General features: G+C 52.9%; 14 protein-coding genes. 3 read left to right on the plus strand and 11 right to left on the minus strand.

Features of this window, described 5'->3' with window-relative positions:
- Positions 1–178: 178 nt before the first annotated feature.
- Positions 179–952 carry an SMI1/KNR4 family protein gene (locus tag NYR02_RS01040; RefSeq protein WP_260974541.1) on the minus strand — a complete coding sequence of 258 codons (774 nt, stop codon included), beginning with the start codon at positions 950–952 and terminating at the stop codon, positions 179–181.
- Between the two features lie 404 nt (positions 953–1,356).
- Between NYR02_RS01040 and NYR02_RS01045 the strand changes: the two genes are divergently transcribed.
- Positions 1,357–1,869 carry a hypothetical protein gene (locus NYR02_RS01045; protein ID WP_260974542.1) on the plus strand — a complete coding sequence of 171 codons (513 nt, stop codon included), beginning with the start codon at positions 1,357–1,359 and terminating at the stop codon, positions 1,867–1,869.
- 410 nt (positions 1,870–2,279) lie between these two features.
- Here the strand turns inward: NYR02_RS01045 and NYR02_RS01050 are convergent, their stop codons facing one another.
- From NYR02_RS01050 to purL, 3 genes are all read right to left on the minus strand, one after another.
- On the minus strand, positions 2,280–3,149 hold the full coding sequence (locus tag NYR02_RS01050) for a hypothetical protein (protein WP_260974543.1): 870 nt from the start codon (positions 3,147–3,149) through the stop codon (positions 2,280–2,282).
- On the minus strand, positions 3,146–3,922 hold the full coding sequence (locus NYR02_RS01055) for a HipA family kinase (RefSeq protein WP_260974544.1): 777 nt from the start codon (positions 3,920–3,922) through the stop codon (positions 3,146–3,148). Before NYR02_RS01055 ends, NYR02_RS01050 begins: the two co-directional genes overlap by 4 nt.
- Before the next feature lie 526 nt (positions 3,923–4,448).
- Positions 4,449–8,366, minus strand: coding sequence for a phosphoribosylformylglycinamidine synthase (gene purL / locus NYR02_RS01060; protein ID WP_260974545.1), 3,918 nt, complete (start codon positions 8,364–8,366; stop codon positions 4,449–4,451).
- Positions 8,367–8,783: 417 nt separating this feature from the next.
- Between purL and mltF the strand changes: the two genes are divergently transcribed.
- A complete protein-coding gene (gene mltF / locus NYR02_RS01065; RefSeq protein ID WP_260974546.1) occupies positions 8,784–10,223 on the plus strand; it encodes a membrane-bound lytic murein transglycosylase MltF in 1,440 nt (479 codons plus the stop codon).
- Between the two features lie 39 nt (positions 10,224–10,262).
- Here mltF and NYR02_RS01070 read toward each other — a convergent pair whose 3' ends face one another.
- Both NYR02_RS01070 and tadA read right to left on the minus strand, forming a co-directional pair.
- Entirely contained in the window at positions 10,263–11,258 is a 996-nt protein-coding gene (locus NYR02_RS01070) for an alpha/beta fold hydrolase (protein WP_260974547.1), read from the minus strand.
- Between the two features lie 135 nt (positions 11,259–11,393).
- Positions 11,394–11,909, minus strand: a complete 516-nt coding sequence (tadA, locus tag NYR02_RS01075; RefSeq protein WP_260974548.1) for a tRNA adenosine(34) deaminase TadA — start codon at positions 11,907–11,909, stop codon at positions 11,394–11,396.
- 166 nt (positions 11,910–12,075) lie between these two features.
- Here tadA and NYR02_RS01080 point away from each other — a divergent pair, with 166 nt between their 5' ends.
- A complete protein-coding gene (locus tag NYR02_RS01080; protein ID WP_145465948.1) occupies positions 12,076–12,471 on the plus strand; it encodes an acyl-CoA thioesterase in 396 nt (131 codons plus the stop codon).
- A 44-nt stretch (positions 12,472–12,515) separates the two neighbouring features.
- Here NYR02_RS01080 and NYR02_RS01085 read toward each other — a convergent pair whose 3' ends face one another.
- The 5 genes from NYR02_RS01085 to NYR02_RS01105 form a co-directional block, all read right to left on the minus strand.
- The gene (locus tag NYR02_RS01085; RefSeq protein ID WP_260974549.1) at positions 12,516–14,351 is read right to left on the minus strand and encodes a monovalent cation:proton antiporter-2 (CPA2) family protein; all 1,836 of its coding nucleotides are present in this window, start codon (positions 14,349–14,351) and stop codon (positions 12,516–12,518) included.
- A complete protein-coding gene (locus NYR02_RS01090; protein ID WP_260974550.1) occupies positions 14,344–14,976 on the minus strand; it encodes an NAD(P)H-dependent oxidoreductase in 633 nt (210 codons plus the stop codon). Before NYR02_RS01090 ends, NYR02_RS01085 begins: the two co-directional genes overlap by 8 nt.
- A 1-nt stretch (position 14,977) precedes the next feature.
- Positions 14,978–15,337 carry a translation initiation factor Sui1 gene (locus NYR02_RS01095; RefSeq protein ID WP_225693383.1) on the minus strand — a complete coding sequence of 120 codons (360 nt, stop codon included), beginning with the start codon at positions 15,335–15,337 and terminating at the stop codon, positions 14,978–14,980.
- Between the two features lie 96 nt (positions 15,338–15,433).
- On the minus strand, positions 15,434–16,132 hold the full coding sequence (locus tag NYR02_RS01100) for a lysoplasmalogenase (protein ID WP_260974551.1): 699 nt from the start codon (positions 16,130–16,132) through the stop codon (positions 15,434–15,436).
- A complete protein-coding gene (locus tag NYR02_RS01105; protein ID WP_260974552.1) occupies positions 16,132–16,809 on the minus strand; it encodes a sterol desaturase family protein in 678 nt (225 codons plus the stop codon). The genes NYR02_RS01100 and NYR02_RS01105 overlap by 1 nt, the downstream gene beginning before the upstream one ends.
- Between the last annotated feature and the right edge of the window lie 96 nt (positions 16,810–16,905).

Raw genomic sequence — 16,905 nt, forward strand, 5'->3', positions numbered from 1 at the left:
GCGGCCTATTATCTATAACTATGTCCTATTAACTCTTCAATATGGCATTAGGGTGGGCATCCTGTTAGCACCTTCAATTAGCGCCCTCCGATTAGCACCCCGGATTCTTACCACAAAGACTGAAATTCAGCCTTCGAATCAGAGAGTCTTAGAACGAGGTATTAGCTGTTCTCGCCCGTTAATTTAATAACGAAAAATCGATATTAATCCGGGTCGAGCTGTTCCAGTCCGGGTTAGTGGTCTTCATCAAGTAAGTATTCTCCACCCTCCCGCCAAGAGTCTTGTATACAATTAAATCTCCACTTGAGTGCATTGCTACAGGAATTGCGTTTGAGCAATACTCCCGAAATTTATGTGTGTCATACATCGCCAAGGCCATCTCTGCACTGAATAACATTATAATATCTGAGCTATTGATAATAGGTGCTGAAATCCCATTCTCCTGAAGCAGAAGGTCTTTCAGCTCTTCGGGCATTGCAACACTAAAGAAAGACTCCCACTCAGTTATTGCTAATTGAGTTACTGGCTTTTTCCTTTCTTCAAGATTTTTCCAGGCATTCTTTCTTTCCTCTTCCTTTTTATACATTTTCTTAGCCAGACATGAGAAAAGATATGACATGCCGCAATAACGGCAATAAATTGTAAACTGCCCAATCTGAACCGAATCGCTACCGCATGCACTGCATATAAAAGGATTTGCAATTTTGTAGCTTGCATATAAGGCGATGCAGAGTGATAGCGGCGGGATAGCAACCCAAATAATGTGATTATAGTGATCGCTCAGTATTTGACCAATAAACAAACCTGCCAAAAAGAGAGAAACAAGTATAACGATGGCTGCAATATGCTTAACCCACCATTTAAAGTAAGCCTTTCTCCGAAAGCCTTTGTCAGTTTTATAAAGGGATTGCGCATCTGCAGCAGACAGCGTCGAAATCTTCAAAAGTTCCATTTTTCCAACCAGAGTCTATTTGAAAAACCTGTTTTGACATCCACCTTAACACAGCGTAGCCATTACCGATATTGGGCTGCTGTTGGCCTACTGATGGGATAGAGCGACGCCACCTCAGTGACCCAGCGCCTGCTGCCGATGGTATCGCCAGTCGCCGCGGGGCAAAGAAATAGCAAAATGGAGGAGGATCAGTGAGCAACCCGATTAGTTCAGGACATGCCAGCAGGCGTAGCTTCACGGCATTATACCGGTAATGTCAACCTTTAAATCAAAGCTCTTAGAATGGGTGTCTATTTGTTGTACCTGCTCGTCATTATGGGTATCTGATGGGTTCACAATTCTGTTAACATCACGACTGACCAGATGCCCATTTTCCCAGCCCAAAAAGATTCCGGATCTTAAAAATGAAGAAAATTCTTCGCCTGAGTGTTATCGCTCTTCTTCTGTTTGCATCAGGATGCAGCACTCAACCCAGTTCGCGCTCAACATTACTGTTCCAGTTTGATCAAACGACAATGCAGTCTTATGCCTGGCAAAAGTTACTTAATACCTACGGGACCAGCGTGCTACAGAGCAGAGTGACGGAGATTTACTACCCGGGCCAGGTTGCAAAAGGCACGAAAAAAGAAGATAACCTCGATCGGATTTTATTTGTATTTATACACCCCTACGACCTGAAGATATCAATAACCGATCAGTACAGCGTAAACTTAAGCTATAACTACGTAACGTTCACAGTCGCTCTCGACCGTTACGGAAAAGTGTTAAATCACACGATGTCACCGGAACGTAAGACCTATCTTAATACAAAAACCTACGACAGCATCCCTGAGTTTTTAAAAGAGATTGACGAAGTCAGAATGGCCTTCAAGGTTGCCCAGCAGGAAGAATCAGGCCAACAGACGCCTAAAGAGTAATGCCTTTGAAAAACTGTATTACCAGCGACCGCCCGGACTGAACCGCTGCAAAGCCGCGTTTGGTTAATCTTTAAATTCTATCCAATTAAAACTCAGGTATTGCCTGAGTTTTTTCGTTCCTGACGTTCAGTGAAAATTCTAAAAACACCCCTATTTAATTATCCAGACTGATTCTGGCTGCCTGACCCTCCTGATTCACCGTCAGGGAGGACTGTCTTTTGGCGAACTTTCCGGATCACTATGGTGGGTGTCTCGTTAGTTCACTTATAAAAATACAGAGATGTATGTACTGATATTCCCTGAGATGGGTGTCCCGTTAGTCCCCGCCTTCATGGAGCCCTGATGGACACCCACCCTAGCACTTAGAATGGGCGTCCTAGCAATAACAATTAATTTTTCTAGAACCAGCCTCACGCAGCAGAATCATGAATCCTTTGAGCTGCTTTATTTGCATTGTCTGCACTAAAAACCGTTATTTCCTCTTGCCCAGCAAGCTCTATAACCAATTCAATGTTTTTTCTTAAATTGGCCAATGACCTATCTGACAATGTTGGATCAGTGAATGAAGGCACACCAACAATTAATTCGAACCTTTCCGGCCTTATTAGCATCGGAGATTTTTTTAAATTCTCCAAATCAAGTATTTTGGCTTTCACTGAAGTTAATGAAGATGACAAATTCAAAGGCATTAGCAGAGAGAAATTAGATACATATTTATCATTTAAAAACCCGAAAGTAGTCTGAATACCACTACCACCAATACTAATTTTATATCTCAAGGAAGGTATTAGATGTGGATTTATTAACTTCAACTCATCTGCAATATGAGTAGCCCATCGAGATGTATACTTTCTCGGTTGCTGGTCATCTTCATCTCTATCAGCATCAAGAGATAATGTACTCAAGCTAGCAGAAAAGCGTATTGCCTGTTTTAAAATACCATCAATACTACTATCAGAAGCAAGAGTAGCATCAGTACAGACCACCCCCTCAAATGGAGCTCGCCAACCATCTAAACCTCCGGATGACTTTATAAACTCTCTGGCTGAGCTTACTAGCCAATTAATCATATTCTGTATATTTTGAGCTTGCATACCATACAGACAATCCAGCAACTCGCTACGTATGGCCTGAACTACACTAAATTCCGAACCTGATGTTATTGCGGCCACCGCGACAGTGATTCGTTCACCAGAACCTATAATCGGCTCAAGATAAATCGCATGCCAAACACCTTTAAGCGAAGGGCTATCTGGGAACATATTTTCCAAAATATTCATAGGGCCAACCCCTTCTGATTAAGATCTAGCCGCCTTTCAAACAAAGCATTCAACTTTGCCAATCTTTCTCTAAGAAAATTAATGACCGAAATAACGTCATCCGATGTCAGATATGATGTTGCATAGGTTTTCTCGGATAAAAGTGAGATTGGAATATCGAAATACATAGGAGATATTGTCGACTGAGCTTCTCTATTTGCCTTGTACTTCTCAAATTCACTTTTTATTGTATAGAGTTGTTCCACTATGATATTAGCCTTGGCCGGAGAATCAAAAGATAGATCTTCGGGAATAGATAGTCCATGATCAATAAAAGTAAAATTATCAGAACCATCAAACAAAATATTTCCACCATGCCGATCTGGATTTGCTATCCACTCATCAAAAACACCAACATCTAATGTTTTTGAAAAATCTTCCAGTTTTTTAATGAGATGCTCATCTAACCCTCGCCTCTTAAGGCTTGGATATACTGAGTCTTCTGAACCGAAGGCTAATAAAAACCTCCCAGGCTCTATAGAGTCTAGAGATTCATGATCAACCTTTACAATTAACGGTTTAGGTATAGGTAAACCTAGGAATCGACCAATAACACCACACACACATTCCACATAGATTTCTCTATTCGGAATGAGCTTAACATAAGCCTGAATTACACCTTCATGTGTTTGTACATGGGACTTGTATGTGGGATTTATATTGTTATTGTCATTAAAAGGTTTAGAACCGGGAAGCATTAAGCCTACCTGAACCTGCTCCATTTCATTTTCCATATACCACTTCCCTGCAACCATTACTCATAATACTGAAGTGCTTATAAGGAGAGAACATGCCATGCAAAAACATGGTTTTCAAAGCTCCACTTCCTTTCCATGCTCCGAGCATAACCCCTTGTACTTGTTCTGAAAAGAACCGAAAGCGACGTCCTCTCTACGCTGTCGTGGATGTGATCCACCTCTACGGAGTACGGATTACCATCTACCAAAAAAGCCGCTGCTCATTGCTGAGCAGCGGCTTTCTCTATTGGCCCGCGATGATCAGGTGGGCAGTGCCCACCCTACGATGCAAAGCACTCACCTGAAAACGTTAACCAGTTAGTTTTCAGGAAAGGAGTACTGCCAAAGCGTCGGCGGCGATGAGCTGGCTAGGCAAATGTGACCGAAAAAGCGCAGTTTACAAATCGTAAAGATTCGCTTCACTCACCCTTCGGGCCGCCTGCGGCGTTCTGGCGTTGCCAGTGAGCATTTTGAGGTCACATTTAACAACGCCAGATCGAGTGAGCCAGCTTTGGCTTACTCCTTAGTTCTCCTCAACCCAGACCCGCGCATTCCGGAACATCCGCATCCATGCGCCATCTTCATCCCAGCTCTCCCCTTCAGGACCAGCTGGCACGTAAGAGTTCTGAATCGCGCGGAATACCCGCTCAGGGTGCGGCATCATAATGGTCACACGGCCATCGTTGGCGGTCAGGCCGGTGATGCCCTGTGGTGAACCGTTCGGGTTCGCCGGGTATTGTTCGGTGACGTTGCCGTAGTTGTCGACGTAACGCAGGGCGATCTGGCCAGCCAGTTCGTCAATGGCGCTGTCGTCGGCAAATTCGGCGCGGCCTTCGCCGTGGGCGATGGCAATCGGCATACGTGAGCCAGCCATACCGGCGAGGAATACCGAGTCGGATTCCTGCACTTCGACCATGGCAACACGGGCTTCAAACTGCTCGCTCATGTTACGTACAAAGTGCGGCCAGTGTTCGGCACCCGGAATGAGTTCGTGCAGGTTTGACAGCATCTGACAGCCGTTACACACGCCGAGGGCGAAGGTGTCTTCACGTTTGAAGAAGGCTTCAAACTGGCTGCGCGCCTGGTCGTTAAACAGAATGGACTTGGCCCAGCCTTCACCGGCGCCCAGTACGTCACCGTAGGAGAAACCACCACAGGCAACTAAACCGCGGAAGCCTTCCAGGGTTACGCTGCCCGACAGAATGTCGCTCATGTGCACGTCAACCGAGGTGAAACCGGCGCGGTCAAAGGCGGCTGCCATTTCGATCTGACCGTTCACACCCTGTTCACGCAGAATCGCGACTTTCGGGCTGTTTTCAGAACCGGAAGCCGGTAAATCGGCGGTGATGTCATCATTAATATCGAAGGTCAGCTCAGCGTGCAGGCCCGGGTTTTCAGCATCCAGCAGGGTGTCGAATTCCTGCTTGGCGCAGTCGGCGTTATCACGCAGCGCCTGCATTTCGTAGCTGGTCTGGCTCCACAGACGCTGCCAGTTCACACGGCTTTCACTGAGGAATTCTTCATCCTGGAAGCTGAAGGTAATCTGGTCGTCGAAGTTCGGCTTACCGATTACGGCGGTGCAATCGCCCAGACCGGCGGCTTCAAACTGGGTCAGCACTTCTTCCAGATCGTCGCGGCGAACCTGCAGCACCGCACCCAGTTCTTCGGCGAACAGTGCAGCGGCCAGACCGGCTTCGTCATCGGCCAGCAGATCCATGGAGATATCCACACCGCAATGCGCAGCAAAGGCCATTTCGGTCAGGGTGGCGAACAGACCACCGTCGGCACGGTCGTGGTAGGCCAGCAGTTTATTGTCGCTGTTTAAGCCCTGCACCACGGCGAAGAAGGCTTTCAGGTCTTCGGCGTCGTCGAGGTCAGCCGGTACATCAGCCACTTTGCCGAATACCTGGGCAAAGCAGGAAGCACCAATACGGTTCTGGCCACGGCCAAGGTCAACCAGAATCAGGTCTGTTTCACCACTATCCAGTTTCAGCTGCGGCGTCAGTACACCACGGGCATCGGTTACCGGAGCAAAGCCGGTAATCACCAGCGACATGGGCGAGGTAACGGTTTTATCGGTGCCATTCCCGTTTTCATCAACATCGGTCCAGCGGGTTTTCATCGACATCGAGTCTTTCCCCACCGGAATGGTCACCTGCAGCTCAGGGCAGAGTTCCATACCTACGGCTTTTACCGTGGCGTAGAGTTTTTCATCTTCACCGTCGTGGCCTGCCGCGCACATCCAGTTAGCCGACAGTTTAATGTCAGCCAGTTTGGCAATCGGCGCTGCCGCCAGGTTGGTAATGGCTTCGGCCACCGCCAGACGACCGGAAGCCGGCGCATCCAGCAAGGCGACCGGCGTACGCTCACCCATCGCCATGGCTTCGCCGGCGTAGGTGTCATAAGAAGAGGTGGTTACGGCAACGTCAGCCACCGGCACCTGCCATGGGCCAACAAACTGATCACGCGCCACGGTACCGGTAATAGAACGGTCGCCAATGGTGATCAGGAAAGATTTGCTCGCCACGGTTGGCAGCTTAAGCACGCGTGCAGCGGCATCGGCCAGATCGACACCGGCGCCATTAAAGGCATCGCCGGCGGCGTTACGGCGACTGGCTTCGCGGTGCATACGCGGTGGCTTACCGAGCAGAACCTGCAACGGCAGATCAACCGGCTTATTGTCGAAGTGGCTGTCGGTTACGGTTAAATGCGGCTCTTCGGTGGCATAACCCACGACGGCATAAGGCGCGCGCTCACGGGCACAGATGGCATCAAACGCCGCCATATCTTCCTGCGCCACTGCCATCACGTAGCGTTCCTGGGATTCGTTCGACCAGATCGCCAGCGGGCTCATGCCCGGCTCGTCGTTTGGCACGTTGCGCAGTTCAAACTTACCGCCACGGCCGCCGTCGTTCACCAGCTCCGGGAAGGCGTTGGAAATACCGCCCGCGCCGACGTCGTGAATAAAGGCAATCGGGTTTTTATCGCCCAGCTGCCAGCAGCGGTCGATCACTTCCTGACAGCGGCGTTCCATTTCCGGGTTTTCACGCTGCACAGAAGCAAAGTCCAGGTCGGCATTCGACTGGCCAGAGGCCATAGAAGAGGCCGCACCACCACCCAGACCAATCTGCATGGCCGGGCCACCCAGTACGATCAGACTGGCACCCACCGGGATGTCGCCCTTCTGCACGTGTTCGCCACGGATGTTGCCGTAACCACCGGCAATCATGATGGGCTTGTGGTAACCACGAACTTCACCATCGTGCTGCAGTTCGAAAGTACGGAAGTAACCGCACAGGTTCGGACGGCCGAATTCGTTGTTAAAGGCAGCGCCGCCCAGCGGGCCGTCGATCATGATATCGAGGGCCGACACAATGCGGTCTGGCTTGCCGTACTGGCTTTCCCATGGCTGCTCGAAGCCAGGAATTTTCAGGTCGGATACGGTAAAACCAGTTAAGCCGGCTTTTGGCTTGGAGCCACGGCCTGTCGCACCTTCATCACGGATCTCACCACCGGAGCCGGTAGCCGCACCGGAGTGTGGTGCAATGGCGGTCGGGTGGTTGTGGGTTTCGACCTTCATCAGGATGTGCATATCTTCCTGATGGTAGGTGTAGGCACGACTGTCAGGGTTCGGGAAGAAACGACCGGCATGCGGGCCAACAATCACCGAGGCGTTGTCTTTATAGGCCGACAGAATATTTTCGTTGTAACACTCGTAGGTGTTTTTGATCATCTGGAACAGGGACTTGTCCTGCTCCTCGCCATCCAGCGTCCAGGTGGCGTTAAAGATTTTGTGGCGGCAATGCTCGGAGTTCGCCTGAGCGAACATCATCAGCTCAACGTCGGTCGGGTTACGGCCCAGAATGTTGTAGTTCTCGACCAGGTAATCCACTTCGTCGTCGGCCAGTGCCAGGCCCAGGTTCTTATCAGCTTCGATCAGCGCATCACGGCCACCGCTCAGAATATCGACGGTGCTCAGTGGCGCAGGTTCTGCGTGGGAGAACAGGTCAGCAGCCGCGGCGCTGTTTTCCAGCACCACCTCTACCATGCGGTCGTGCAGCACAGCCGCAGCCGCTGCACGCTCAGCTGCACTGATACCTTCTACATAGTAAGCAATACCACGCTCCAGACGCTGTACCTTGTTCAGGCCACAGTTATGGGCGATGTCGGTGGCCTTGGAAGACCACGGTGAGATGGTGCCGAAACGCGGCACCACCAGAAAGAGTTCGCCCTTACCTTCTTTTACCTCGGCTTTAGGGCCGTAACGCAGGATACGCTGCAGTACCGCCAGCTCGTTATCGGCCAGAGCGTCGTGCAGCTCGGCAAAGTGCATAAATTCGGCATACACGCCGCTGACCTGTGGCAGCACTTGCTGCAGTTTGTTCAGGACTTTGTTCTGACGGAATTCGGAAAGCGCCGGTGCGCCACGCAGCTCGAGCATCGGGGGAAAACTCCAACGTAAGGAGGTGGGTCAAAATGAGCGCGAATGATACCGGAGAGTGCCTGTTCACACCAGATTTGTGCGGTCTTCAGCCAGGCCTGTGGCAGTAATCTGCCAGCACCTGGCTGCAACCTGCTTCACTTGTCTGCTCTGGTTGCAACAAACGGAGAAGCCAGCGTTAAAAGCGGATCATCGTTGCAAAATCAGCAACAGTGCGTTGCTGACCAACCCAAACGGCTGAGGCCTACAGAAAAAACAGAAGCGTTTCAACGGGTTAGGTCACTATAACGACACGAAATAGTCATCATTTTGCAAACATCACCCGCCGGTCGGTTGTTTTTTAAGCGATCACCACGCTACAATGAGCCAAGATTTCACGAAATGCACTAAAATAGTGCATAATTACGGGATATTTGAATGCGATCTGGCATAACTCGTCTACTTACAACCATCTCGATGGCAGCCCTGTGCTTAACCGCACTGACCGGCAGCGTGCGTCCGAACAACCTGGAACAGGTGCGGATGCATGGTGAGATTGTCATGGTAACGCGTAACAGCCCGACCAGCTTTTATGAAGACCGCAGCGGCCCGGCTGGCTACGAATTCGAACTGGCCCGCGCCTTTGCCGACCATCTCGGCGTTACCCTTAACGTTGTGGTGGCCGATAATCTGAATGACATTTTCAGCACCCTCGAGACAGGAAAGGCGGTCTTCGCGGCCGCCGGTCTCACTCATACCGCCGAGCGTGAACGCTGGTTCCGCTTCTCGCAGCCTTATATGCAGGTAACCGAGCAGGTTATCTACCGCCGTGGGGCATTGCGCCCGCGTGAAGTGACCGATCTGGCCAGCGGTCAGTTAATCGTTGCTTCCGGCTCCAGCCATGCAGAACGCCTGCGCGCGCTGCAACACAGCCAGATTCCTGAGCTGACCTGGAGCGAAACCCCCGATCTGGAAGTGGCCGATATGCTGCAGATGGTGGCCAGCGGCAATATCGACTTTACCGTGGTCGATTCCAACGAGTTTGATGTGCTGCAGGCTTACTTCCCTAACCTCGCCATCGCCTTTGATTTAAGCGAGCAGCAAAACATTGCCTGGGCGTTCAGTCACAGCCGCGACGACAGCCTGCATCAGGCCGCGAATGAATTTTTCGGCAATAAAGAAAATGCCGCCCTGTTGGCTGGTCTGGAAGAACGCTACTACGGCCATCTGGATAAACTCGACTATGTTGGTGCCAAACGCTTCCTGCGTCAGACCAGCCGCAAGCTGGATACCTACAAGCCGCATTTTGAGAAAGCCGGTGCTGATCACGGTTTTGACTGGCGTCTGCTGGCTGCGGTGGGTTATCAGGAAAGCCACTGGAACCCGACCGCCAAAAGCTTTACCGGTGTCCGTGGCCTGATGATGCTGACGCGCAACACCGCACGCGAACTGGGCGTAAAAAATCGCCTCGACCCTAAGCAGAGTATTTTTGGTGGCAGCCGTTATCTGGCCAAGCTGCGTGAGCGTCTGGGTGAAGAAGTACAGGAACCGGACCGTACCTGGCTGGCACTGGCCGCTTATAACGTGGGCTTCGGCCACCTGCGCGATGCGCGCAAAATTACCGAACAGATGGGCGGCAATCCGAATTTATGGCTGGACGTTAAAGACGCCCTGCCACTGCTGAGCCAGAAACGTTACTACCGCCACACCCGCCACGGTTTTGCCCGTGGCCAGGAGCCGGTTGATTACGTGCAGAATATCCGCCGTTACTACGATGTTCTGGTCTGGAACGAAGAGCAGAGTCAAACATTCAGCGATGACGAAAATGCTCTGATGCTGTCATCATCACTGATTACCGTTATTCCTCCACTCCTATAGCAATAGTGAGTTTCGCGGATAAGTTTTTATCCGCTTTTTTTATTCCCCGTTCTGAGCCGTCTGCGACGGTTGCAGGAGTTGCTGCTGAGGCGGCAATTCCTGCAGGAATGTACGCACCACTTCGGCACTGTCATCCGGCACCTCCAGCATTGGCGCATGACCCACATTGGCAAAAATATGACTCTGACTGTGCGCCAGATGCTGCTCAAACACGCCCACTGAACTGACATCAAGCACGCGATCCTGCTCACCCCAGAGAATCAGAACCGGTTGCTGAATCTGCTCCAGCAGACGCAGGTTATCGTCGTTGTGGCGTGCCGCTTCGGCCACTGTATGAATATCGGCAAAGATGTCGGTATTAATCGCATTGCGTGCCATCGCGCGGCGCGCCAGCACAGCCGGTGCAGGCCACGGCAGGAACGGCTGCTGCACCATGGCAAAGTTGCGCAGCGCGTCGTAATCCTCAGCGGTTTTCACCACCAGAGGATTGCGTCCGCCGTTATCAATAATCTGTTGGAATTCGCTCAGCTGCGGCGGATACACACCAGCAGCGTCAATCAGCGTAATGGAAGCCACTTGCTGCGGATGCGCGGCGCTGTACAGCAGCGCAATACCACCGCCCATAGAATTCCCCAGTATGTGTACGGGCTGAGTGAGCCTGAGCGCGTCAACAAACTCCGCCAGCCAACCGGCCTGGGCGGCAAAATCGTAGGTCAGCTGCGGGTTGTAAGAGCTTTCACCGTGGCCGGGTAAATCCGGCGCGATCACCCGGTAATCTTTAAAATGGCGGGCAAAACGCAGCCAGTTGTCTTTATCGACGGCAAAGCCGTGCAGCATCAGCAGCACCGGCGCATCGGCGGTTTCTGAATCGAGATACACCCAGTGATGACCCGCCACGTTCAGCTCATGGCGGTTAAGCGCCGACAGCGCGCGCTCGGCTTTCAGGCCGGTTTCAAAGAGGGTGTCCTGCATTTTGGCGCAGGCGAGTAATTGCAGTGACAGCAGTGCCAGAAGCACTGAACGTAAAACAGGCATAAACGTATTCCCGGTAAGCGTTTTTAATTGTTTTGGTTGTTTTTTATGTTTGGTACGGGTCGTCGTGAGTAGGAATGGTTGGTCGTTTTTTTATTATTTTTGTTCTTACTTTTTATTATTTTTTTGCCCAGACGGTCAGTCTGCCGCCGGAGGCACCGCCTGCTTCAGACGCTTTTTCGCTTCGCGGCGCATGGCAAAGAAGGATGACATCATAGCGGAGCACTGCTCAGCAAGCACCCCGCCCTCAATTTCCATCACATGATTATAAAAAGGCTGTGCCGGTAACTGCAGCGCGCTTTCCACCGCACCGGCTTTTGGTTCGGTCGCGCCATAAACCAGCCGTGCAATGCGACTGTGAATTAATAAACCGGTACACATGGTACAGGGCTCCACGGTGACATACAGCGTGGCCCCCGGCAGGCGGTAATTACCGATATTTCTGGCGGCATCACGAACGGCAACCATCTCAGCATGAGCACTGGGATCAAGGCTGGTAATCGGCTGATTAAACCCACGGCCGATCACTTTGCCATCCAGCACCACCACTGCGCCCACCGGCACTTCACCGGCATCGTAGGCGCGCTGCGCTTCGGCCAGTGCCAGCTGCATGCCCTGCTCGTCGTTACTGATGTGCGTCGCGGAATCTGGCAAAGTGGCCTCGTATTATCTGACTGAAATCGTGAATGGATGGCTCAGGGCGCCGGGCATTTTATACTCTTTGCCATTGTATACTCATTGTCATTTTATACTCTTTGCCAGTACCGCTGACAGATTCAGCAGGTACAATCAGTGACCTACTAATAACAGGAATAATATTATGTGGACGCACCACCTGAGCCCGCGCTTTGTGGAAACCGATGCCCTGGGTCATATCAACAACACCGTTTTACCGGTCTGGTTTGAAGATGCCCGCACGCCGCTGTTCCGGCTGTTTACCCCGGATCTGGATATCAACAACTGGCATCTGATCATCGCCAAAATCGAAGTCGAATTTGTTGGTGAACTGTTTTACGGCAAAGATGTGGAGATCCGCACTTACCTCACCAAACTGGGCAACAGCTCGATGGTGATTGCCCACGAAGCCTGGCAGGAAGGCCGAATGGGTGCCCGCGGCTCGGCGGTGATGGTGCATTTTGATCACGACGCCAAGCAATCAGTGACGATTCCGGAGCCTATCCGTGCCCAGCTGAGCGAGCACTTACAGGCGCTGTAAGTGCCTGTTCTATCGCCTCATTCGGCTACCGCCTGGGATACCAGCTAGTCCCGGTCCCAGGCCTGATCACCACTTTCGGCATCAACCTTCTGGTCGTTTTTCAGCACCTGTTCCAGATCGACCGCATGCTGACGCGCGCGGTTAATAAAGGCCGATTCGTCGTCCAGCACTTCTCCCAGCGAGCGTACATTCAGTTCATCGTGGTGACGGAACAGCTCCGCCGCACGCTGTGCCTGATAGGCGCGAAAGCCAAGCGAACGCAATGCTTCACGGCCCAGCGCCAGCGCTGAGTTAAAGGTTTCTCGCTCCACATGATCAGCTCCGGCACGCAGCATTTCCGCCGCCTGACGACGACCACGGGCGCGGGCAATAATGCGCAGCTGCGGGTAATGGCGGCGTACCACTTCGACGATTTGCAGACAGCGTTCGTGATCATCGATGGCGACGACCAAGAGTTCGGCGTCAGCCAGTCCGGCAGCTTCGAGCAGATCGAGGCGCGCGGCATCGCCGTAAAAGACCTTATGACCAAAACGGCGCACGGTATCCACCTGAGTTGCATCGTGTTCCAGAACCGTAATGGCAAAGCCGTTCATTCGCAGCAGACGGCCAACAATCTGGCCGAAGCGACCGAAGCCGACCACAATGGCCCGCGCTTCTTCCGATTCGATCTGATCGTGCGGACGCTTGCTGTTATTGCCCGACAGGCGCGGCAGAATCAGGCGCTCGTTAAGGATAATCAGCAGCGGTGTGGCGGCCATGCTCAGCGCGACCACCAGCACCAGCGGCTCAATCATCGTCGCTGGCAGAATCTGGTTATTACCGGCAAAGGTGAACAGCACAAAGGCAAACTCACCGCCCTGGGCGAGGGCAAAGGTAAAGATACCGTTGCTCTGCGCCGACAGACCAAACAGCCGCGCCAGCACAATCAGCACCAGCATTTTGATGATGATCAGCCCCAGCACCAGCTCCAGCACCAGCCAGGGTTTGGCCGCCAGCAAGGCGAAGTCGATGCTGGCACCGACGGAAATAAAGAACAGCGCCAGCAACAGGCCTTTAAACGGCTCAATCTCCGCTTCCAGCTCGTGGCGGTATTCACTGTTGGCCAATACCACCCCGGCAACGAAGGTGCCCAGTGCCGGTGACAACCCGACCAGCTCCATCAGCAGCGCAATACCCACCACCAGCGCCAGTGCGGTGGCGGTAAAGGTTTCGCGCATACGGGTGTTGGCAATAATGCGGAACAGATGACGGCTGACCCAGCGGCCAACAATCACAATGGAGGCCACCACCGCCAGTACCAGCAGGGTTTTCTGCCAGCCGGACAAACCGGTATGTGAAGCCGCAGCCACCAGCGAGCTGTCCAGTGCCAGCAGCGGCAGAATCGCCAGCATCGGAATCACGGCAATATCCTGAAACAGCAGCACGGCAAAGGCCGATTGCCCGGCTTCGGTTTTCAGCAGTGATTTTTCATTCAGGGTCTGTAACACGATGGCGGTCGATGACATCGCCAGAATCATGCCCACCGCCAGACTCTGCTGCCAGGGAAAACCCAGCTGCACGCCGACCAGCAGAATCAGCACACTGGTGACCACCACCTGCAGGCCTCCGAGCCCTAAAATAGGCACGCGCATACGCCATAACAGCGACGGGTCGAGTTCGAGGCCGACCAGAAACAGCATCATCACCACGCCGAATTCGGCAAAGGCCATCACGCCTTCAACGTCGTTACCGATCAAGCCCAGCGCAAAGGGGCCGATTACCGCACCGGCACAGAGATACCCCAGTACCGAGCCCAGACCAAGACGCTTGGCCACGGGCACCGCCACTACCGCCGACAGCAGAAAGACAAAAGCCTGCTGCATTAAGCCGCTGTCATGCATCGGCATTCTCCTGGGGATGGGGGTGAGGAGCATCCAGATCGCGCAGATGCTGCAACAGCGCGGCACGGTATTCTTCGGCGCGTTCCTGCAGATAAGGTTTGGTCAGCTTGCGGATACGGTACACGGCAAACGGCTCCAGATAACGCATATCGCACAGCGCCGCACTCTGCTCAAAGGGCAGCAGATAATCGTTCAGCGGACGGCGGTTAATGCCTTCGTCGCGGAATGAATTCACCGGCCCACCGGCGGTAATCACCAGCCACAACGCCTTACCCGCCAGCGCCTGAGATTGCTGTTCCTGCTGTACGTTCTGACCATAGGCAAAGCCAAAGTCGAACACCCGGTCCTGCCATTCTTTCAGTAAGGCCGGGGCGCTGTACCAGTACAGCGGAAACTGAAAAATAATCAGATCGTGGGCCAGCAGCAGCGCCTGCTCGCGCGCCACGTCGATATGAAAATCGGGATACTCTTCATACAGATCATGCACGGTGACCTGCTCCAGCCCCTGCACAGCCGCCAGTAATTCGCGGTTGCCGTAGGAATGCTGATGCTGGGGATGGGCGTAAACGATCAGCGCACGTGGTGCCGGTAAATCGGCCTGAGTGCCAGCAGAGGTTGCCTGCATCTCAGCCACCTGCTTTTTTAACGGTAAAACCGCGCTTGCTCAGCTCGCTGACCAGCAGGTCACGCTGATCGCCCTGAATTTCAATCAGTCCGTCTTTTAATGCGCCACCCACGCCGCATTTCTGCTTCAGTTCTTTGGCCAGCGTCTTCAGCTCGGCGCCTGCCAAAGGCACACCGCTGACAATGGTTACCACTTTGCCGCCACGGCCTTTGCTCTCGCGGCTGACGCGCACAATACCATCTCCGGCGGGTACTTCTGGTTCGCCGCAACGGCACTGATCCTGAGGTTCGCGACACTCAGGACAGGCACGGCCAAACTCGGTTGAATACACCAGACCACCGGAAGAAGATTTTTTTGCCATGGGAACACTCACACTGCTATGCGACAGAACTGGCCAATAATGACCGTAAAGAAGCGGCAAACTAAACCATCCACCGCCCTGACGCAATCACGGATTTCAGCTTGCCGGAGCGGATTCCGCCATGCTTTTCTGCCTGCCTGTTGCTGCTTTCAGCAGAGGTGAATCCGCCGCCAGCAACAGGCCATACCCCAGCAGTAACTGAGCGCTGATATAGATACTGACAATCACCGGTGTAGAGTGCTCAAACGGCAGCCAGAAGCGATTCACGCCAATCAGGCTGTCGGCCAGCATAAATAACACACCGCCGGCGGCAATCCAGCGGTTGCCGCTGCGTAACGCCAGTACTGCCATGCCCCATAAACACAGCACATACACCACGACTGGCCACCACAGCGCGCCGGTATTGGGGTAAAACTGCCACAGCAGAAAGGCCGCAAACAGCGCCGGCAAGCCGGCCCGCAGCGCATCCCCACGGCGGCTCTGACGCAATGGCCACAGCAGCGCAATATAACTCAGCTGCGCCAGTAAAAACGCCGCCAGCGCCTGCTTTAAATACAGGCTGCGGTCAAAGTCGAGAAACACATCCCCGGCCGCTGAAGTCAGCATCGCCAGACTGTACAAAAGCGCTGCACGCAGGCTAAGACCGGCATGTTTATATTGCTGCCAGACAATACCCGCCAGCAGCAATAGCGGGCTGGCTTTCAGGGCATAGCTGAGCGGGTACGGGTGCAACGGCCACAGCAGGATATAGAGCGCGCCGAGAATCACGGCCAGGCCAAACAGTGTGTGTTTCATTAGTTTTTCTCCCCGGCTTTCGCTGGCGCACGCCAGTACAGCGTGCCCAGTAACCAGTCAAATAACGGCAGGGTGATATTGAAATTGCACTGCGCCATACGCTCGCGTTCATGGTGTAACTGATGCAGATGCCGCAACCGCCACCAGATCGGCGTGCGCTCAACAAAACTGCCTGCCGGGAGGTGATAACTGAAGTGCATCACCTCGTAAAACAGATAACCGCACAGCGCCGCGGCGGCATAAATCCAGCCGGCGTTATCCGACCACAGCCATTGCAGCAGCAAAGTACCGGGAATAATCAGAAATATTAAAAACACATAAATCAGCCAGGCCGGAAACAGCACCACACGCCAGTCGCGCACGCTTTCAAAGGGCATGGCCGATTCAATAAAAAAGCTGTGGTGGTCGCCGGTATGGCGCGAATAAAACAGCCGGCCAATGCCGGTTTTATGGTGTCCGAGCCAGCGGTGGGTGGCGTATTCGCCGAAATTCACCAGCACCATAGTCAGCGGCAGTAACAGCCACTCGCCGACAGTGCCCTGTTCCACCTGACTGAAGCTGTAAATGATGACAGCCAGTCCGGTAGCCGCGACCACCAGCGCATGCAGACCGCCGGAATAAAAGCTGGCAATAGAGGCACGGTAACGGGCGCGGAAGGCCAGATGATCAAAGGCCATAAGCATCTCCTGTCGTATATCTGTTGTTATTATTTTTAAGCTGCCACCACTCTATCGCCGCCCGATAAATAAAGGCCAATCAATAATTAAAAAATG

It is taken from the genome of Thalassolituus pacificus (assembly GCF_025318105.1).
GTDB classification, from domain to species: domain Bacteria; phylum Pseudomonadota; class Gammaproteobacteria; order Pseudomonadales; family Oceanobacteraceae; genus Venatoribacter; species Venatoribacter pacificus.